The organism is Ruminococcus sp. YE71, assembly GCF_900119155.1.
GTDB lineage: Bacteria > Bacillota > Clostridia > Oscillospirales > Ruminococcaceae > YE71.
Map to the genome: position 1 here is coordinate 36,604 of NZ_FPIR01000020.1, position 19,602 is coordinate 56,205.

The window sequence follows — 19,602 nt, forward strand, 5'->3', positions numbered from 1 at the left end:
CTGAAATCACTTGTAATTAAGAACCTTTTGTGTTATAATTGTAAATACAAGAGAGATAGGCATGAAAAATGTTAATATTTCTCGCATATTTCGGCGCTCCCAAGTGTGATTGGCAAAGAACTGATGACGGCTACACCGCGACCGCAGTCATAACGGTTTGACCTCCACCATAGACAAAGGTTCCCAACGGTTTTCCAAGATAGCAGTTATCGCCATTACAGGCGGTAAAGAGGGACACGGATGACCTCGGAAACGAGAGATCAAAGTGCCCATCCAATAAAGCGTGTTACATATCTTCCGATATGTAGAAATGAAAAGATCGGCAGCTTCTTCGGGGGCTGTCGGTTTTTTCTTTATTGCTGTAAACGATAATTTACCGTGCTGTCTGCGGGAATTACCGTGGAAAACCTTTCTGAAGAAAGGTTCTTCCCCAGACCCCTTTCCAAAGACTTTTAATTTTTTGGCAGGGGGGGCTTGGGGGAGAACCCTTTTTCAAAAGGGATTCCACCAATAGTCTCCGCAGTATAGCGCATTTTTACTGTTTTGGCAAACATAAATAATTTTTGGGGTAAAAATTAAATAATTTTCAAGTTGTTGACAAACCATAATTAATGTGATATAGTTGTATTATTCAGGTGTAATTATATTATACTGAAAACGATTACGTTCAACTAACTTTTTTCAGGGAGGGTAATAATTATGTTACTTAAAAAAGTTACCGCAGCAGTGTCGGCACTCGTGCTGACAGCAGGAATGGCTTCCGTTATGCCTCAGGGTTCGTCCGCAGTCATAACCGCAAGCGCTGATTCTGAGTACAACTACGCAGAAGCGCTCCAGAAGTCCATGTTCTTCTACGAGGTTCAGCAGTCGGGCGTTCTTCCCGATTGGAACAACGTTCAGTGGAGAGACAACTCCATGGTGGACGAGGACGGCAACGATACCGATTTCGTAAAGGGCGGCTGGTTCGACGCAGGCGACCACTTCAAGTTCACACTGACCAACGCTTACTCCGCTTCCATCATGGCATGGGGCTACATCGAGTATAAGGACGCCGTTGACAAGGCTGGTCTCGGCGAGCTTTACCGCAACAACCTCAAGTGGGGCCTTGACTACGTTCTGGGCTGCGACCAGGGCAACGGCAAGATGGTCGGCACCATCGGCGACTTCTCGGGCGGTTCCACCGACCACAACATCTGGTGCAGCGCTGAGGTTTATCTGCGCAAGCATAATCTCAACAGCAAGGACTGGGTTCGTCCCTATGACGTTGTAGAGAACTCGACCGTTTCGGCTCTCTCCGCAGCAGCACTCGCTCAGGGCTACCTGATCTTCAAGGATTCCGACCCTGCGACCGCTAACAATTACTTAAAGCACGCTAAGGATCTGTATGCAGGTGCAGACAGGATCAGAGATTCAGAGGAAGAAAGAGGCGGCATGGGTTCGATGTACCCGACCTCCACATGGGTAGACGACTGTATGTACGCTGCTCTGTGGCTCTACAAGGCAACGGGCGACAGCAGCTATCTGACTAAGGTTGAGACCGACTACATCCCGAAGTTCCCGACCGAGAGCCAGTCCACCACATGGAAGTACTCCTGGGGTCTCTGCTGGGACGACACCACTCAGGCAGCAGCACTGCTCTATGCTCAGATCACGGGCAAGCAGGAGTGGGTTAATCACATCGACAAGCACATCCGCTACTGGATGGGCGAGGGTTCTAACGGCGGAGATATCAAGCCTTTCGAGGGCAAGATCACCGCTGACGGACTTTCGCATCTGACTAACTGGGGCAGCCTGCGTCACGCTACCAACACTGCATGGGTAGCTAAGCTCGCAAGCGACACCCTCTTCAAGAACGACGCTGCAAAGGCTAAGAAGTACAACGACTGGGCTAAGACTCAGATGGATTACTGTCTCGGCGACAACGCTCTCGGCCTGACATATGTTCTCGGCATGGGCGAGAAGAACCCTATCGCTATCCACCACAGAACCGCTTCGGGTATCCACGACGACCACTGGAATGAGCTTGGTAAGGAAAGCAGCGATGAGGGTTGGCAGACTGAATATGCTCACACCCTTTACGGTGCCCTCATCGGCGGTCCTGACAGCACGGGCGCATATGACGTCGGCAAGATCGGCGTAGGTCAGTATGAGTACACCGAGGTAGCTATCGACTACAACGCAGGCTACACCGCTGCACTCTGCGCTATGATCGAAGACTTCGGCGGAAAGCCCCTCGCTAACTTCCCCGAGAAGGAAGAGCCCAAGTGGGCTGAGTGGGAAGTTGCCGCTGTCCTCAACGGCAAGGGCAACAGCTACACCGAGATCAAGGCTTGGGCTATGAACCACACCGCATGGCCTGCAAGAGTTGCCAAGGACATCGAGTACAGATATTACTTCGACGCTTCCGAGATCTTCGCAGCAGGTCTTACTATCGACGATATTACGGTAAAGAGCAACAGCCAGCAGTATCAGGAAGGTCAGCAGGGCTATGCTACCGTTACGGGCCCCTTCGTTTACGAGGGCGACAAGACAGGCAACACTCTGTACGCTTCGATCAAGTTCGAGGACGGCCGCGCTATCCAGCCGACAGGTCAGAGCGAGCACCGCGATGAGGTACAGTTCAGAGTTTCTATCCCTGACGCTGTAAACGGCAAGCCCACCACAGGCGCATGGGATCCTACCAATGACTGGTCCTACAAGGGCGGCATCGCGACCGCTTCCAATATCAAGTCGGATGATGCTCTCAACCAGAATATGCCTATGTACGTAAACGGCATCCAGGTATGGGGCGTTGAGCCTGACGGCACTAAGCCGACCAAGTCCGACTACACCTTCACCAGAGGCGGCGGCAACACCGATCCAGATCCTGTCGTTGACACTCCGAAGCTCTCCTTTGAGGCTCTCGAAAACGGCGTTAAGCTCGACTGGACTTCCGTAAGCGGCGCTACAAATTACGCTATATACTGCTATCAGAACAACAACTGGATCAAGCTGACCGAGAGCAAGGCAAACACCTACACCTTCAAGAACCTGAAGGAAGGCAACTACAAGGTAGCTGTCCTTGCATACGTAAACGACAAGTGGAACGTGGATTATTCCAACGCTATCGTCGTTTCGCCCAAGGCTTCTTCCGGCACCACCGTTCCGAATGTTACAGGCATCAGCTATGACCAGAAGAACCACACCGTAACTCTCAAGTGGGATGCTGTCAGCGGTGCTCAGGCTTACGGCGTTGCTTACTACTCCGCAGGCAAGTGGAGGATCTGCACTCAGAGCATCTCGCCCAAGACCCTCAGCTGGACTTCGCCCAAGCTGCCCGCAGGCAAGAGCTACAAGGTAACTGTTGCTGCTAAGGTCAACGGTTCATGGGATACCAACGGCGCTATCAAGAGTGCTCTTACCGTGACCATCAAGTGAGTACGGACAGGGTACGATCGTTATCTGTACAAAAAAACCGCCTGCTTTGACGGCGGTTCTGAAAACGTTTGAGAAAAACGTTTTCTTATCCCGAAAACGCAGCTTTTTAAATATTAATAAGCATTAATATGCTGTTAATATCACGTAATACCGCGTTAATAAGGCGTTCGTAAAGGGGAGCTCGGCTCCCCTTTGAATGCTTAAAAAGTTGTGAGGAATGCATAATTTCCCAATGGTACAATTGTTAATGTTAATGAATTTTACAAAGGGTCTTGACATTTTTTTGGGATATGTTATAATATTAATGGTTAGAAAAAAAGGATACGGTACAGGTCGAAAACGACTTCTTTTTTTCAGAGAGACCGATGCTTATAATAGCAGCAGTGTACCGATGCTGCATTATGAATCAACTGTTGTTTTACATCAGGGAGGGTTAAAACAATGCACAAATCCATGAAAAAAGTAGTCAGCGGAATCGCTGCACTGGCAATCACTGCTTCTATCACTCCGATGAGTGCTTTTGCAGGTCAGCAGCTCGGTCAGACTAACTTCAACGCAGGCGTTGGTCTTCCGTGGCACACCTGTGAGACAAACCCCGCTAAGCAGACATTCGATATCTCCGGCGGTACCTACAACGTAACTATCAAGAATAACGACGGTCCTGAGTCCAGATGGGATCTTCAGCTTCGTCACAGAGGCCTCCACATCGAGAAGGATCATAAGTACAAGATCACCTGGGAAGTAACTGCTTCCACTGCCGGTGAAATGTACACCAAGATCGGTAACTACGGCGGAACTGTTGAAGTATGGCACAACAACTGCACAGACAGCGACTTCGATCAGCACTGGACGTGCGTTCCGATCGCACAGGGCAAGAACACCTTTACTGCTGAGTTCACCGCTAAGGAGACCGTAGAGGTTGCTGAGTGGGCATTCCACTACGGCGGCAAGGGTAAGTATCAGGATGTTGACTGCTTCCCCAACAAGACCACTCTGAAGTTCGATAACCTCTCGCTCATCGATGAGACTTCCTCTGAATGGGACTGGAAGAAAGAGAACGAAATGGGCGTTGTAAGACCTGAGAGCAACGTTCGTCTTAATCAGCTCGGCTACTATCCGAACCTCAGCAAGAAGGCTTCCTATGTAACTGATGCTGCTTCGCCTCTCACATTCGAGATCCGCGATACTTCCGGCAACGTTAAGTACACCGGCAAGACCAAGGTATTCGGTAATGACCCCGATTCCGGTACAGGCACTACCACTACCGTAAAGGTCGGCGATGAGAACGTAACCAGATACAAGGATTCCGGTTCTAACGTTCACATCATCGACTTCTCTGACTTCAAGACTGAGGGTACTTACTACATCTTCGTTAAGGATACCGTTGGTGTTTCCGGCACTCAGGTTCTTCTTGATGAAGGCGTTAACGATACTACCCGCAGCGGCGATCAGCTGATCTGGACCAACCCCCAGACCGAGAAGAAGTACGTAATGAACAAGAGCCATGAGTTCGAGATCTCTAATGATATCTACAGCACTCAGCTCCTCAAGGATTCCATGAACTACTACTATCAGAACCGTTCCGGCATTCCGATAGAAGAGCAGTACATCACTTCCGGCGACAAGTCCAAACTTGCTCACTCGAAGTACGGTCACAACCCTGACACCGCTTACGTTCAGTCCAAGTGGGAAAATTCCCCCGACGAGAGTAAGCTTGACAAGGGCGAGACTATCGATGGTACAGGCGGTTGGTACGATGCAGGTGACCACGGTAAATACGTAGTTAACGGCGGTATCTCCGTATGGACTCTCCAGAACGCTTACGAGATCGACAAGAAGAACGGTAAGACTGAGAAGTGGACTAACGGCACTGTCGCTATCCCTGAGAACGGCGATAAGAATCCTGATATCCTCGACGAGGCAAGAGTTGAGCTCGAGTGGATGTTCAAGATGATCGATCAGGACGGCTTCGTATATCACAAGCTCCACGACCACAAGTGGACCGGTCTTGCTACCAAGCCCTGGGACTACTATAAGGAAACCATGGAGAACGGTGAGAAGGGCTGGGGTACTGTTCGTATCGTTAAGCCTGCAACCTACGCTGCTACCTTCAACATGATCGCTTGCGCTGCACAGGCTGCACGTCTGTGGAAGGGCATTGACGACCAGTTCGCTAACGAGTGCCTCCAGCACGCTCAGTCCAGCTGGACAGCTATCATGGCTAAGGAGTCCAAGTGGAACATCGCTAAGGGCGACTCTGACACCGATCCTTACTTCGCTCCTCTGGATCAGGCAATCGGCGGCGGTGCTTACGGCGATACCTATGTAGGCGACGATGCTTACTGGGCAGCTTGCGAGCTCTACTCTACCACCGGTAAGAGCGACTACTACACATTCCTCAAGAAGTACAAGAACCCGAACGACAATACTCAGAATGATAAGGCATTCAGCCTGACCACCAACCTCGGCGGCGGCGAGAACAACGGTTCGTTCAGCTCGTTCAACTGGGGATGCACTTCCGGTCTCGGAACCCTCTCTCTCTACCTGAGCGATAAGGTTACCACAGCTGAGAAGACTGCTATCAAGAATTCTATCACTACGGCAGCTAATACTTACCTCGAGCAGATGTCCAATGAAGGCATGGGCATTCCTTACAAGGAGGCTACCTTCGAGGACGCCGTTAACATCGGTGCAGGAATCAAGGTTACCGGTTATGAGTGGGGTTCCAACTCCTTCGTAATCAACAACGCTATGGTTCTCTCCTATGCTTATGATGCAAATAAGGATGATAAGAATCTCAGCGCTAAGTACCTCAACGGTGCTGCTGAAGCTCTTGACTACATCTACGGACGTAACGGCCTTGGATTCTCTTATGTATCCGGTTACGGCGACAAGACCATGGAGTGGCCTCACCACAGATACTGGGCCAACGGTATCGATCCTACCTTCCCGAAGGCTCCGAACGGTGTTCTTTCCGGCGGTCCTGGCGCTGGTATGCAGGATCCGTACATCGGCGGTCTCGGCTATAAGAGAGGTACTCTTGCTAACCAGAAGTGCTATGTTGACTCCGCTGAGTCCTGGTCTGTAAACGAAGTTACCATCAACTGGAATGCTCCGCTTGTATGGATGACTGACTTCATGCTCAATGAAGCTGCTTCTAAGCCCAATCCTAATCCGTATCCTGTAGCTAAGGCTACTACCTCCAAGAACGCATTCAAGCTTGAGTGGACCGCTGTTGAAGGCGCAGACAAGTACTGTGTTGCTTACTACACCGCTGGTAAGTGGAAGATCCTTGCTCAGGGCAACGTTCTTACTTACAGCAGAACCGGCGTTCCTGCTGGCACTTACAAGGTTGTTGTTGGCGCAAGAATCAACGGCAACTGGGATACTAGCAACATCAACAAGAGAGCTATCACCCTCACTATCCCGGGCTGATAAGGTCTCTGAACCGAATATCGGATCAACTTCGGCAGTTCCTTCGGGAACTGCCGATTTTTTTGCGGAAGTTTATTTTAGGGAAGACAGATCCATATTTTTTGATTTGGATTAACTCGTCATTTTGCTTAATTTTCACTAAAAATACCGAAAAAATTTAATTATTGTTCTTGCATATGTGTTGACAAACCCTTTATACAATCGTATAATATAATTAAATTTTATTTCATTCTTTTAATCGGATGAAAGAGTGAAATAAAGTGAGGCAATTTCAGGAAGTGCAAAATACGGTCGGTTTTTCTGCGTTCCTCCCAACAAAAACGTGGAAGATGTCCGCTTTTTGCATTTGCTGATTAAATTGCTTGTTTATGGTCGTTGGTTAATTTTGATTTACTTACAGGAGGACAATCTACAATGAAAATCAGTCTTAAAAGAGTTTTAGCAGCTCTTGCAGCTTCTGCTGTGTCGGCGACTTCTGTTTCGGGAATGATGCCTGTTGTGGCTGTTGAAGCAGGTTCCGCATCTGCCGATGCTTTCCCCTTCGTCATCGAGGGCGAGGACATGGAGGGCGCATCCCTCTGGACTCAGAACTACGGTCCCGCTCCGAAGGACAGCTCGGGTGACGGCTTCTTCTACCTCACGGGCAGCTCGGCATCCTTTACCGTGAACGTCCCCGAGGACGGAATGTACACCATCGTCGCAAGAGCGGCTCAGACCCTCGACAAGAACGGCAGACAGGAGTCGGTGTGCGTAAACGGCATCAAGCGTATGCTCAATATGCCCTACTCGGAGGAGTGGATGGATTTCAGCTTCGGCAGCTTCCGCCTGAACAAGGGCGTGAACACCATCGAGTTCATCAGCGAGTACGGCTACATGGCAATCGACAAGGTGACCGTCAGCGCGACCCCAAAGCATGACTACACCCTCGCCGACGGCGACCTCACCGACAAGAAGGCTACCCCCGAAGCAAAGTCTCTGATGGCTTATCTCAAGAGCGTTTACGGCAAGCACATCATCGCGGGTCAGCAGGAGATCTACGGCGGCGGTCACGGCGGCAACTATGAGTGGGAGAACGAGTTCCTCGAAAACCTCACAGGCAAGGTTCCCGCTATCAGGGGCGTTGACTTCATGAACTACAACCCCCTCTACGGCTGGGACGACGGCACCACCGAGCGCTGCATCGAGTGGGCGACCGAGAGAAACGGCATCATCACCGCTTCGTGGCATATCAACATCCCGAAGGACTTCGAGAACTACACGCTCGGCGAAAGGGTAGACTGGAAGGGCTGCACCTACAAGAACTACCAGAGCGGCGAGGGTTCGCAGAGCTTCGACACGAGAAACGTCGTTATCGAGGGCACCAAGGAATACGACTATTTCCAGCTCGCCATCAAGGATCTGGCTGAGCAGCTCACCAGATTGCAGGACGCAGGCGTGCCCGTTATCTGGAGACCTCTCCACGAGGCGCAGGGCAACGAGGGCAACTATTCCGACGGAACCGCGTGGTTTTGGTGGGGTGACAGAGGCGCCGAGACCTACAAGGAGATCTGGAAGCTCCTCTACAACACCCTCACCGAGGAGTACGGCCTGCACAACCTCATCTGGGAGTTCAACAGCTACGACTACTCCAACTCCGCCACATGGTACCCCGGCGATGATTATGTAGACATCGTTGCTTACGACAAGTACAACGTTGAGTACAACAGAGGCGACGGCAAGTCGAGCGGCCCGAACCTGCTGGCTATCCCCGCTAAATTCGACTCGCTCTACGCGCTCACCAACGGCAAGAAGATGATTGCGATGGCTGAGAACGACACCATCCCCGCTCTCGACAACCTCGTCGTTGAGGACGCAGGCTGGCTGTACTTCTGCCCGTGGTATGACGGCGGCGAGGACGGCGGCACAGCGTTCCTCGGCACGGCTTATCAGGATCACGACGAGCTGAAGAAGATCTATCAGAGCGAGTACTGCATCACTCTCGACGAGCTACCTGTTGACCTCTATAAGAACGGCGGCACGACTGTGGAAGACAACGCGTATCTCTACGGTGACGCGAACTGCGACGGTTATGTTGACATCGCCGATGCTGTCCTTGTCACGAAGTACGTTGCAGACCCTGCAAACACAACTATCTCCGCGCAGGGACTCAAGAATGCCGACTGCGTTGACAGCGGTAAGGGTGTTGACGAAAGGGACGCATACGCTATTCAGCTGGTGGTTTCGGAGATCCTTGACCCGAAGTCTCTGCCTGCTGCTAACAACAGTCTCCCTGTAATTAACGTCGCTGAATAAAGCTTTCAAATGACAAATAAAGAACTCTCCGATCATTTTCAGGTCGGAGAGTTTTTTTGATGTGATTAAAAAGAACAGGCTGCGCAGACATGATGCTGCACAGCCTGTTTATATGTACCGTTCGGAAGTGAGCTTTACTTGATCGTGATGGTCTTGACCGAGCTGTAATCGCCGTACTTTACTCCGTTCACGGTGATGTAGGGACGGTATGCCACATACCATACATCGCCCGATTTCATCTTCGCCGAGGCTGCGGTAGTGGTGTTGACGTTGGAGATGTTGTACTTGACAACGCCTGTCTTGAAATTCTTGTCCTTGCTGAGAACTATCTCATAGCCGCTTGCCGAGGTGTTCTTCGTCCACGAAGCCTTGATGGAGTTCTTCGACGGCGATGAAACGGTGATAGTTCCCGGATTGGGCTTGATAACGAATGTCTTTGTGCAGGTGCCCTTTACGTTAGCGGTCTTGCCCTTGACGGTGATGGTCGCTAAGCCGACCTTTGTGTTGTTTGCGTAGGTGACGGTGTACTGGTCAGAGGAGACAACGGTGCCGTCCTTGTAGCCCACCTTGATGGCGGGTCTGATAGCCGAACCCGTGTAGTTGTAGCTGGAAGCGGAGATGGCAGTCCTTGCGTCGCTGGTGCTAAGGTTGAGCGCCTTGATGGTGAAGGTCTTCTTGATGGAACCTGTGTATTTGCCCATGCCGCTGATGGTGACGGTGGCTGTGCCTGCATTGATGTTGCCCGAATAGCTTACGGTGAAGTCGATGTCCTGAACGAGGGTCTGACCTTCGGTGTTCTTGACGGTAACGGTCGGTTTCAGAGCCTTTCCGCAGTAAGCGTGGCTGGTGTAGCCGAGGGTTATCTTGCACTTGTACATTCTGAGGTCGATATACTTAACGCCGCATTCCGCTGCGGAATCCTGAGCAGCGTTGCTCGAACCATATATCGTGAGCTTGCTGCATCCCGAGAAGACCTTGCTGCCGATGGTCTTTACGCTGCTTGGGATAGTCACGCTTGTCAGGGCATAGCAGTTGCTGAAGGCTTCGTCCTTGATGTTTGTGACGCTTGAGGGGATGGTCAGGCTCTTCAGGCTCTTGCAGGAGGTGAAGGCGCGCCAGCCGATGGTGGTCACGGTGGAAGGGATGCTGATGTTGGTAAGGCTTGTACACCAGCTGAACATATCGTCGCTTATTGCGGTGATGCCTTCGCCGATGGTCACGGACTTGAGGCTCTCACAGTTCTCGAACAGATAGCCGCCGACGCTGGTAACGCTGTTCGGGATCTTGAACGAGGTGATGCTCTTGCAGCCGTAGAATGCGAAATCGCCGATAGACTTCACGTTACTCGAAAGGGTGATGCCTTTCAGGCTGCCGCATTTATAAAAAGCGTAGTTGCCGATCAGCTTGACGCTGCTTGGGATGGTGATGGAAGTCATGTTGGAACAGCCGTTGAAAGCGTCGTCGCCGATGTTTAAAAGACCGCTGGGGAGAGTCACCGTCGTGATCTTGGTGCAGTTCATGAACGCGCTCTTGCCGATATGAGCCACAGTCTTTCCTGCGATCTTAGCGGGCACGCTGACATTCGCTGCCGAGCCTGTGTACTTGGTGATCTCGACAGTGCCGTCGGAGCACTCTTTGTACTCAAAGCTGCCAGATGTTGCCGCGCTGACAACGATGTCGTTACCGAGGGTGAACGAGCCGTTCGGAAGTACCTCTGCCGCGCCGAAGAGAAGCGATACCGAGAGAACTCCTGCGATTATCTTTTTTCTCATGTGAAAAGCCTCCTTAATAATATATCTGTACCTACATTATAGCATATTCAACATAATATGTCAAATATATTTACTAATTTTAACATTTTGCAATAATACCTTATGATAATTAACGCCTCATTTGGACAGAACGCTGATGAACTGCCCGAATGAGGCGGAATTATCGCAGTATTTCGTTATATTTCATTATTTTTCTTGTTCAGAAGTAAAATGTTTTTTTCTGCTTTTTATACTATACATTTCTACATAGAACACAATAATAAACGATCTGCAAGCACAGAATATAGGCAAAAATCAGACATATATATTGACAAAAGATGAACTTTATGGTATAATGTAATAACAGATATCAGTCTGTCTTATGATATCATGTGAATAGAATTGTCGGATCGTATTATGACACGAAAGGAGATAATTATGTTTGATTCAGTGGCATATTCCCAAAAAAAGGTTTTGGAATTTTATAATAAAAAGTTTGGTCATGAGTACAATGAAATTAATGACGGCAACAAAAGTACAATTATCGGAAAGATAATCAATGAGTATTTCGGAAAGCTCAGCGACTGGGATTGGTCTGATTATTCCGATTCAATAAGAGTACTGAGCTGTTGCAGTTATCTTATGACTCTTGACGAACTTAATACAGAGGGGCTTGACATATCATTTTTTGATAGTATCTGTCATGGGTTAAGAATGGCAGGGGAGAGCGATGAGATCGGTTATGATTTTAAAGGAATAAGCACAATTGAAAAAAATGCAGAACTACTTCCGTTTGAATACTTAGTTAGGATCTTTAAACACGAAGAGTTTATAATTGACGGTAATGTTGATACTTATTTTCGCACAAAAGTTGTACAACGTCTGATAAAGTGCAGCTCTGTGACAGAAAAAGAAAAGATGCAATTAAAATTCAGATATTATTACTCATATCAGTTGTTAAAATTGCTTGTCCGCAAGTTCAGAAACTATTTTGCAACTAAAAACTCAGATTATAAATATAAACTGCTCGAAGAAGTTGAAAGAGAAAAAAATATCGAGATCAATAGGGATATCTTTTTATTTGCATTGCAAAATGATAATGATGATATCCTATATATCAAAAACGACAGAACGTTAAATGGTATCTTTCTGTCAATAACACCAAATACAGATATATATAATATGTCGGACTATGTGTTTGATATGAGGATATTATTAGATCTTGAAACTAATAAACCGTTTATAAAAATAGATTGTTCTCGGGGGTATAAAGAGGATGATCTATATATATATTTGAACGATAATTGGGATGAGATATCAGCCGATGATCTGTCAAAGATCGATGGTATATTGAAAAAAACATTGTTCCTTGGAATGAACGTTAAGACAGAAAATTTTGAGATCATATGTTTTCATTGCAAGGGAGTGAACGGTTTACCTGAGCGCACAGTATATTTTCAAAACGATTTTGTTATTAGTACTTCTGATGAAAATACTATCAATGTGTCTGTAAATGAAAGTGTCAGAAAAATGCCTGAGGGTTTCTTCGGGAAATCGATACGGAATATTTGTGCTGTCATTGGAAAGAACGGCAGCGGAAAAAGCACCGTATTCAAGTCGATACTTCATACCCCTATATTCGGCAACAATATCTCCGATATTGCGTTATCGGATGAAAAATATCTTATTATATATAAGATAGGTAAGAATTATTATTACAGTAAATCAGACGATATTGAAATAAAATATGACAATCAAATAAATATTAGCAAATATAGCGAGCCCTCTAATACAAATATATGTTATATATCTAATACTTTCGATCCTTTTGCACTTAAGTTTGATGATCGCACATATAAAATGACTGACGGTAATAAATTATCGGGATATATTGACCTGTCTACAGATCATATGATACAGTCAATGATAGATATATATGCCGATCAGAACTATGATACAAAAGATTCGGGTTCGGGATTGAAAGTATATCAGAACCGTGAAAAAGAAAGAATATATAATCTGAAAAAATATATTACTGAGAATGCAGACACAATAAATCTGGATGTTCTTAAACTCAAGGCACTGGATGATAATAACCTCGATATATGTCCGAGAATGTCATCGGGTGAATATGCACGGTGGTCGTTATTTGGCCGCATACTTTCGATATTTTACCGCGGTGATACGCTGAAAAGTTCACTCCCTGAAATACAAAAACGTGATAACTATATACTTATATTCGATGAAGCTGAATTATATATGCACCCTGAGTGGCAGAGAAGCCTGATAAATGATATAATCGAATTTCTCGAAGCTATAAATAAGGATGAAAGATTCTTTTCAAATATGACTCTGCTTTTCTCCTCGAATTCACCGTTTCTTATGTCGGATCTTCCTGCTGACAAGATACAGCTTTTTGAAGCCGACGATACCGAGCTCAAAAATACATTTGGCCAGAACATATACACGATACTTCAGGACCGATTCTTTATGTCCAGAGGAACACTGGGCGAATTTTCGAGGAAATGTATTGATAAAGCACTGGGAGACAGCAGTGATAAAGAATATCTCGGATATGTTTACGATATTACGGGGGACAAGCTTATCAAACATTATCTTAAACTAAAATTGCAGGAAAATAATAGTCAGGAGAATGATGATGTTTAGCGTGCCGTATAATGACAAAGCAGCAGAATGGTATTGTAAAAAACAAAGCCCGATCTGCAAGGATATAATCAAAGATGAGCTGAAAAAAACAACTAATGCTGATGAGATCAACTTCCTTAATGATGTTCAATCAAGTCTTGAGATATTACTTAAAGGGAAGCCGAAAGCGTTGCTTGATATACAAAATTATTTCAGTGAAAAATATGGTATGAACAGTGATGATCCTTACGGAGGATCTGAATATTTCTGTGATGTAACAAATAAGATATTTAATTATGCCAAGTTATCCGGTAATAAAGAGTTCGCATATGAATTAGCTAAAAAGATAGGTGTTACCATATGTCCTTACTGCAATCGTGAATTTATAAACACTATTGTTATAGAGGAGAGTGAAGAATCACGTTCAAAATGTGAAATATCACGTCCCGAATTCGATCATTTCTTTCCTAAAAGTAAATATCCGCTTCTCGCTCTTTCTTACTATAATCTTATACCGAGCGGACATATTTGTAATAGCAGTATCAAACATGATCGGGAATTGGATATCAATACACATATACATCCATATATCAAAGACAGCAATGATGTCTTTAATTTCAGATCAGAGCTGACGGGAATGAAGGATGGTTATTCACAGTATAAGATCGATATAGCTACAGAATCGGAAAAAGTCAGAAATACATTTGATTTCTTTTATCTGCGTGATATATATCAGTCTCATATCGATATCGTAGAAAGGATATATGAAATATATAATAAATATCCCGACGGAGAATTCCGGAGACTTGTCGAATATTTTAAAAAATTTGATATGCCTATCGTAGAAACCGAAGAGGATCTTCTCAATATCCTATATAGTGAGTTTATCATTAAAGACGCAGATAAAGAGATACTTGGTAAACTAAAGCAGGATATGTATCTTGAGATACTGCAATTATATGATCTTGATTAACGGTCGTACATATGGGTAAAATAAGACGGTATCCTTTCGGTTTGTGTCCGAAAAGGATACCGTTTTTGAGTTTATTCTACGCTGACAAGCACATCGTAGGTCACGCCTTACTTTTCATATGCTTACAGTTTCTTTAGCGGGATACCGATATAGCTGACGTTCTCGGCAGGATCATCTTCGGGAGGAAGATAAAACTCCGGCGAGTAATTTCCTGCTAAGGTATAGCCCTTCAAAGCCGGCAGCCATTCCGACCATATCTGTGTAATATCTTGTTAGTATTATAGCATAACAGTTCAATAATTTCAAGATATAAGAAATAAGCACATGAAAAACCAAAGATCCGCAGAAGAAGATCACCCCTGCGGATCCAAGTTTTTAGATAAGACAGATATCCTTTTTGATTATCGGTTATTTCTGTTTAATATATTGCTTTTAAGTGTGCCCGAGGGGTCCTTGATGAGCAGATATATCACCCATACGACCAGAGCAAGGGCGACAACAGATATCCCGAGGAAGGTGTCATTGAGCATATCCGAAGCCGACGGCGTGAAGAATTCCGCACCTGCTTCAAGATATTCGACTACTGCATCGACCAGCCACATCAGAGACGCGCCCCAGAACATATACAGCAGAACACCTGTTTTCAGCTCTCTTGCCTTAGAACTTGTATACCATATCACCGTTGAGATAACGGCTGCGATAACTGTGATAAGCAGCGTCATGACGATGCACCTGCCTTTCCGGTATCGGGTCTGGCGGTGAGTTTATCCGAAATTATCGTCAGGGCTGCCCACACGGCGGTGACCAGTATCGCCATAGCCGAGCCCGAAGTGGCGATCTCATGCAGCATCTCCGCAGTGTCCGCAGGGTCGCTTGCCGCAGTCAGGAAGGGGAAAAACGGTGTTATCTCGCCGTGCCATAAATGCTCGAACGCAAGAAGTCCTGAACCGCCCCAGAGCATTCCGTTCAGCCATCTGAGCTTTTCGGAAAGGGGGAGCTTATGATCGCAGTTTTCCTTGTGCTCACTGCTGTTCTCCTTTTTCTTTACTGCCTTCTGAACGACAGTAGTAACTATCGCTTCTGTCATTGGTGCTAAAAAACAAGCCATTTGATATCCCTCCGAATCATTTATCCCAGCCAAGCGCTTTTCTCTTGGCTTTCATATCAGCAACTATCTTTTCTCCCAGCTTCACGGGGTCGGTGTCAACGTTCATGGTCGAACCCAGCGTTTCGAGAGTTCCGTATTTGAGGAACTCGATGACATTCTTTGAGCCGAAGATCTGCGCTTCAACGCAGTGATAGGAGCTTATACCGTTAAGTCTGAATCCGAGGGCTGCGTCCACACCCTTTTCGTTGCCCCATTCAGGCGAGGAGAAAGCAAACGGCATCTCGAACATTTTGTGTCCCAGCGCACCTGCAACTCCTGCGAATATTCCCGAGGAACGGGTGTTGTCGATACATTCTCCGACGTGCCATACGGGCGGCAGGTCGGGTTCGAGGAATTCTCTGAGGCTGTCTCCTGCTTTTTCCTTGCCCGACACAGCGCAGTATCCGAGCTTCATAAGCGGGAACGAAGCACAGCCGTTTGAGATTATCAGAACGTTGTTTTTCAGAAGAACATCGGCGACGTCAACTATGCATTTTTCGTACAGCACCTTCGGATTGTTGCAGCCGACCATGTTGACGATGCCGAGTATCCTGCCGTCCTTTATGGCTTCGGCAAGGGGCTTCATGCTGCCGAAACGCTTGCAGATATATTCTACCGAGAAGCCCACCTCAGCTTCGACCTCGTAAGGCGGGATGTAGACGGGTATGCCCTTTCGCGCTTCAAAGCTCTCTATCGCACGGCGGACGATCTTTTCGGCAAGAGCCTTGGTCTCGCCGATGTTTGAATGGTGATGATCGTATTCATAGCGCTCTGCACCGGGAAGTCTTGCCGACTCGCTGGTGGTGACTACCGTTGTTTTGAAGCAGTGAGCGACCTCCATGATCGACGGGAAAACGTCCTGAACGTCTGCCACCCAGAGATCAAGAGCGCCTGTTCCGAGTACGAGCTCGGCGGAAACAGCGTTCGACAGGGGGATAACGCCTGCATATCTGTACATTGCCGACAGTCCCGAACAGCAGATGCCGTAAAAGCGTATTCCCTTAGCGCCCTTCGACTTTGCAAGCTCGATAAGGTCATCGCGCTTTCCTGCTTCAACTATCTGACTTACGAGCAGCGGAAGATGACCGTGTACCGCAATATTCACATAGCCCTTTTCAAGTGCTCCGATATTGACCTTTGAGGTGACTCTGTCACCGACGCCGAACAGGCTGTCCGTTGCGATGGAAGCGCCCACAACGCCCGAGAATGTAAATGCCAGACCGCATCTTAAAAACTGCTGCATCACCGATCTCCAGTCGCCGTCGGTAGCACAGCCTGACTTGTGATATGCCTCAAAGACCTCATGATATGCGCTGACGGGGAGAATGTCAAGCTCCTTCCAGATCTCCTGTCTTTCGGGGACAGCGCAGGCGGAGATGGTCTTGTACTCACCGGGGACAGTTCTCGACAGGTCTTCGAGCAGAGCGTCGGCAAGGTCTCTTGCGACGTTTTTCAGCTGACGTTTCTTCTGTTTGATGCCGAATGCCTCGGCAGTAGCGCGGATCTTCTGTTCGCCGAGTATGGGCACATCGAGTTTTCCCTCAGCCGCCCATTTGAGTGCGAGCATGACCTCTCTTGCGTGCATTCCGTGCTGGGCAGCGCCTGCCGCAGCAGAACGCAGAAGATTTCTCGCAACGATGAGGTCGGCATCGGCACCGCAGATACCCTTCGGGGATTTTGCGGTGATGCGGCAGGGCCCCATATTGCATATCTTGCAGCAGATACCTGCAAGTCCGAAATTGCACTGCGGCTTCTGCTTGTCGAAGCGGTCAAAAGCGGTATCTATTCCCAGCTGCTCCATTCTGAGCAGCATTTCCCTGACGGCAGGGTCGGGGGTCTGTTCGATAACATCCTGTTTGGACGGGAAGGTCTTTCTGTATTCCGACACAGCATTCATGTAGTCCCTGATGAATGCCTGCGGATCGTCACTTTCACCTTCGCCGTGGCTTGCCTTCAATATCACGGTAGGTATACCGTGTTCGTCAAAGCCGATTATATTTCTGTGTGAATGGATATGTGCCGGTGAATGATCGTGTTCATGGGTATGTTCATGTTCGTGTTCGTGTTTATGCTCATGAGAGTGTTCATGATCTTTATGGCTCATTTAAATCCCTCTCCTTTACTATGAGATATAATAATTATATCATAACAGCATTAAAAGGTCAATACTGCTATGATATAATTCAGTTTTTTAAGGCAATACCGCACGACCATTGTGCGTCAGATGCGCCGCACCAGCGAAGCTGGTGCCACAAATTTTTCGTCAGATTGTCTAAATTCGACGCAGGCTTGCTGACGCAAGTCAAGGAGAATTTGGGCAATATGACGGAATAATATGTGTATCAAGCTTATGCTTGATACGGCATATGACGTGCAAAGGCGCGAGCCGGTGGTTGTGCGGTGTTGCCTTAAATATAATACTCAATGTAGCTTTCCGATTTCATATTGAACAGCTCAAATATCTTATCGCGGACGTACAGAAAATCCTTGCTCGTCCTGTCGCGGTGTGAACCGAGAGGGACCGTGACGATGCTCTTTATCCTGCCGGGGTCAGCCATCATGACGACTATCCTGTCAGCGAGAAATACGGCTTCCTCGATATCGTGCGTGACGAAAATGATAGTCTTTTTTTCCTCTCTTGAAATTCTAAGGATGTCTTCCTGCAATTTCATTCTGGTGATAGCGTCAAGGGCACCGAAGGGTTCGTCCATGAAGATGATATCGGGATCAACCGCCAGTCCTCTTGCGATCGCGACTCTCTGCTGCTGACCGCCCGAAAGCTGCTTGGGATAGCGCTTCTCAAATCCCGACAGTCCCACAAGTTCGAGGTATTTCTGTGCGGTCTTTCTGCGTTCTTCCTTGCCTATCCTCTTTGATTCAAGACCCAGCTCAACGTTTTTCAGAACATTTCTCCAGGGCAGAAGTCCGTAATTCTGAAAGATGGTTATGTTGTTTATCGAAGGTGCTGTGACTTCCTTTCCGTCGATCTTAACGCTTCCGCTGCTGACCTTTTCAAAGCCTGCAAGAGCGTTCAGGAGCGTGCTTTTTCCGCAGCCCGAAGGCCCCAGCAGGCAGATGAATTCGCCCTTATCAATGTCGAGCGACACATGATCGAGAGCGGTAAATTCCTTTCCGTCCTGAACAAAGTTTTTGCAGGTGTCCTTTACTTCAATATACATCAGCCCTGACCTCCCCACGCTCTGAGAATCCTTTTTTCCGCAAGTCTGAGCAGACCGTCAAGAATTATCCCTATTATGCCGATCACAAGTATGGTCGCCAAGAGAATATCTGCACGGATATTGTTTCTTGCATCGATTATCTGATAGCCCAGTCCCGACTGCGCACCCACCATCTCGCCTGCGACAAGGAATATCCAGGCAGTTCCCAGTGCAAGATGTATGCCGTTTGCGATCTGAGGGAAAGCGGCAGGGAAGATGACCTTCCAGGTGAGTTCAGGCTGTTTTATCCCGAAATTCCTAGAGACCTTCAGATAGATAGGGTCGATATTGCCCACAGCCGAAACTGTCGAGAGCAGTACAGGGAAAAAGGTTGCGATAAAGATGATAACGATGGCAGGAACATCTCCGATACCGAACAGCAGCACGATAAACGGCATCCATGCTGTCGGTGAGATGGGTCTTAAAAGCTGTGCCATAGGGTTGACATACTGAAAGACCTTCGGAAGTCTTCCGAGGATCAGACCGAGGATGACCGCAACGATGACCGAGCTGAAATAGCCTGTGACAAAACGGTACATACTTGTTTTGATATTCTCGAACAGACTTCCGTTCCCGATCATCTCGACCAAAGCGTCAAAAGCCATTTTCGGCGACGGGAACAGTGCTTTGTCATAGCTGCTGAAACTGAATGCGATCTGCCATATCAATATCAGTATCGATACGGAAATGATAACATTTTTCAGAGAAATAAGCTTTTTCAAA

At 47.4% G+C, this 19,602-nt stretch carries 11 protein-coding genes; 5 read left to right on the forward strand and 6 right to left on the reverse strand.

The window, feature by feature from the left end; genetic code table 11:
* Positions 1–699 precede the first annotated feature (699 nt).
* The 3 genes from BT142_RS15555 to BT142_RS15565 all read left to right on the forward strand — a co-directional run bounded on the left by BT142_RS15555 (position 700) and on the right by BT142_RS15565 (position 9,144).
* Positions 700–3,417, forward strand: a complete 2,718-nt coding sequence (locus BT142_RS15555; protein ID WP_072419104.1) for a glycoside hydrolase family 9 protein — start codon at positions 700–702, stop codon at positions 3,415–3,417.
* Between the two features lie 441 nt (positions 3,418–3,858).
* Positions 3,859–6,852: a glycoside hydrolase family 9 protein gene (locus BT142_RS15560; protein WP_072419105.1), complete on the forward strand. Its 2,994-nt coding sequence runs from the start codon at positions 3,859–3,861 to the stop codon at positions 6,850–6,852.
* A 414-nt stretch (positions 6,853–7,266) separates the two neighbouring features.
* Positions 7,267–9,144, forward strand: a complete 1,878-nt coding sequence (locus BT142_RS15565) for a glycosyl hydrolase (RefSeq protein WP_072419106.1) — start codon at positions 7,267–7,269, stop codon at positions 9,142–9,144.
* A 134-nt stretch (positions 9,145–9,278) separates the two neighbouring features.
* On the opposite strand, the gene BT142_RS15570 is transcribed toward BT142_RS15565, so the two are convergent.
* Entirely contained in the window at positions 9,279–10,916 is a 1,638-nt protein-coding gene (locus tag BT142_RS15570) for a leucine-rich repeat domain-containing protein (protein ID WP_072419107.1), read from the reverse strand.
* 417 nt (positions 10,917–11,333) lie between these two features.
* Between BT142_RS15570 and BT142_RS15575 the strand changes: the two genes are divergently transcribed.
* Both BT142_RS15575 and BT142_RS15580 read left to right on the forward strand, forming a co-directional pair.
* The gene (locus BT142_RS15575) at positions 11,334–13,562 is read left to right on the forward strand and encodes an ATP-binding protein (RefSeq protein WP_072419108.1); all 2,229 of its coding nucleotides are present in this window, start codon (positions 11,334–11,336) and stop codon (positions 13,560–13,562) included.
* On the forward strand, positions 13,549–14,514 hold the full coding sequence (locus BT142_RS15580; RefSeq protein ID WP_175444976.1) for a hypothetical protein: 966 nt from the start codon (positions 13,549–13,551) through the stop codon (positions 14,512–14,514). The genes BT142_RS15575 and BT142_RS15580 overlap by 14 nt, the downstream gene beginning before the upstream one ends.
* Positions 14,515–14,915: 401 nt before the next feature.
* Here BT142_RS15580 and BT142_RS15585 read toward each other — a convergent pair whose 3' ends face one another.
* From BT142_RS15585 to BT142_RS15605, 5 genes are all read right to left on the reverse strand, one after another.
* Complete coding sequence (locus BT142_RS15585; protein ID WP_072419110.1) at positions 14,916–15,236, reverse strand: hypothetical protein; 321 nt, start codon at positions 15,234–15,236, stop codon at positions 14,916–14,918.
* The gene (locus tag BT142_RS15590; RefSeq protein ID WP_072419111.1) at positions 15,233–15,622 is read right to left on the reverse strand and encodes a hypothetical protein; all 390 of its coding nucleotides are present in this window, start codon (positions 15,620–15,622) and stop codon (positions 15,233–15,235) included. The genes BT142_RS15585 and BT142_RS15590 overlap by 4 nt, the downstream gene beginning before the upstream one ends.
* A gap of 16 nt (positions 15,623–15,638) precedes the next feature.
* Positions 15,639–17,765 carry an anaerobic carbon-monoxide dehydrogenase catalytic subunit gene (cooS, locus tag BT142_RS15595; protein ID WP_072419112.1) on the reverse strand — a complete coding sequence of 709 codons (2,127 nt, stop codon included), beginning with the start codon at positions 17,763–17,765 and terminating at the stop codon, positions 15,639–15,641.
* Positions 17,766–18,069: 304 nt separating this feature from the next.
* Complete coding sequence (locus tag BT142_RS15600) at positions 18,070–18,840, reverse strand: ABC transporter ATP-binding protein (protein ID WP_072419113.1); 771 nt, start codon at positions 18,838–18,840, stop codon at positions 18,070–18,072.
* Positions 18,840–19,601 carry an ABC transporter permease gene (locus BT142_RS15605; protein ID WP_072419114.1) on the reverse strand — a complete coding sequence of 254 codons (762 nt, stop codon included), beginning with the start codon at positions 19,599–19,601 and terminating at the stop codon, positions 18,840–18,842. The genes BT142_RS15600 and BT142_RS15605 overlap by 1 nt, the downstream gene beginning before the upstream one ends.
* Between the last annotated feature and the right edge of the window lies 1 nt (position 19,602).

Coding starts and splice junctions, on each gene's coding strand:
- BT142_RS15555 (WP_072419104.1), top strand. CDS start 700: ATGTTACTTAAAAAAGTTACCGCAGCAGTGTCGGCACTCGTGCTGACA.
- BT142_RS15560 (WP_072419105.1), top strand. CDS start 3,859: ATGCACAAATCCATGAAAAAAGTAGTCAGCGGAATCGCTGCACTGGCA.
- BT142_RS15565 (WP_072419106.1), top strand. CDS start 7,267: ATGAAAATCAGTCTTAAAAGAGTTTTAGCAGCTCTTGCAGCTTCTGCT.
- BT142_RS15570 (WP_072419107.1), bottom strand. CDS start 10,916: ATGAGAAAAAAGATAATCGCAGGAGTTCTCTCGGTATCGCTTCTCTTC.
- BT142_RS15575 (WP_072419108.1), top strand. CDS start 11,334: ATGTTTGATTCAGTGGCATATTCCCAAAAAAAGGTTTTGGAATTTTAT.
- BT142_RS15580 (WP_175444976.1), top strand. CDS start 13,549: ATGATGATGTTTAGCGTGCCGTATAATGACAAAGCAGCAGAATGGTAT.
- BT142_RS15585 (WP_072419110.1), bottom strand. CDS start 15,236: ATGACGCTGCTTATCACAGTTATCGCAGCCGTTATCTCAACGGTGATA.
- BT142_RS15590 (WP_072419111.1), bottom strand. CDS start 15,622: ATGGCTTGTTTTTTAGCACCAATGACAGAAGCGATAGTTACTACTGTC.
- cooS (WP_072419112.1), bottom strand. CDS start 17,765: ATGAGCCATAAAGATCATGAACACTCTCATGAGCATAAACACGAACAC.
- BT142_RS15600 (WP_072419113.1), bottom strand. CDS start 18,840: ATGTATATTGAAGTAAAGGACACCTGCAAAAACTTTGTTCAGGACGGA.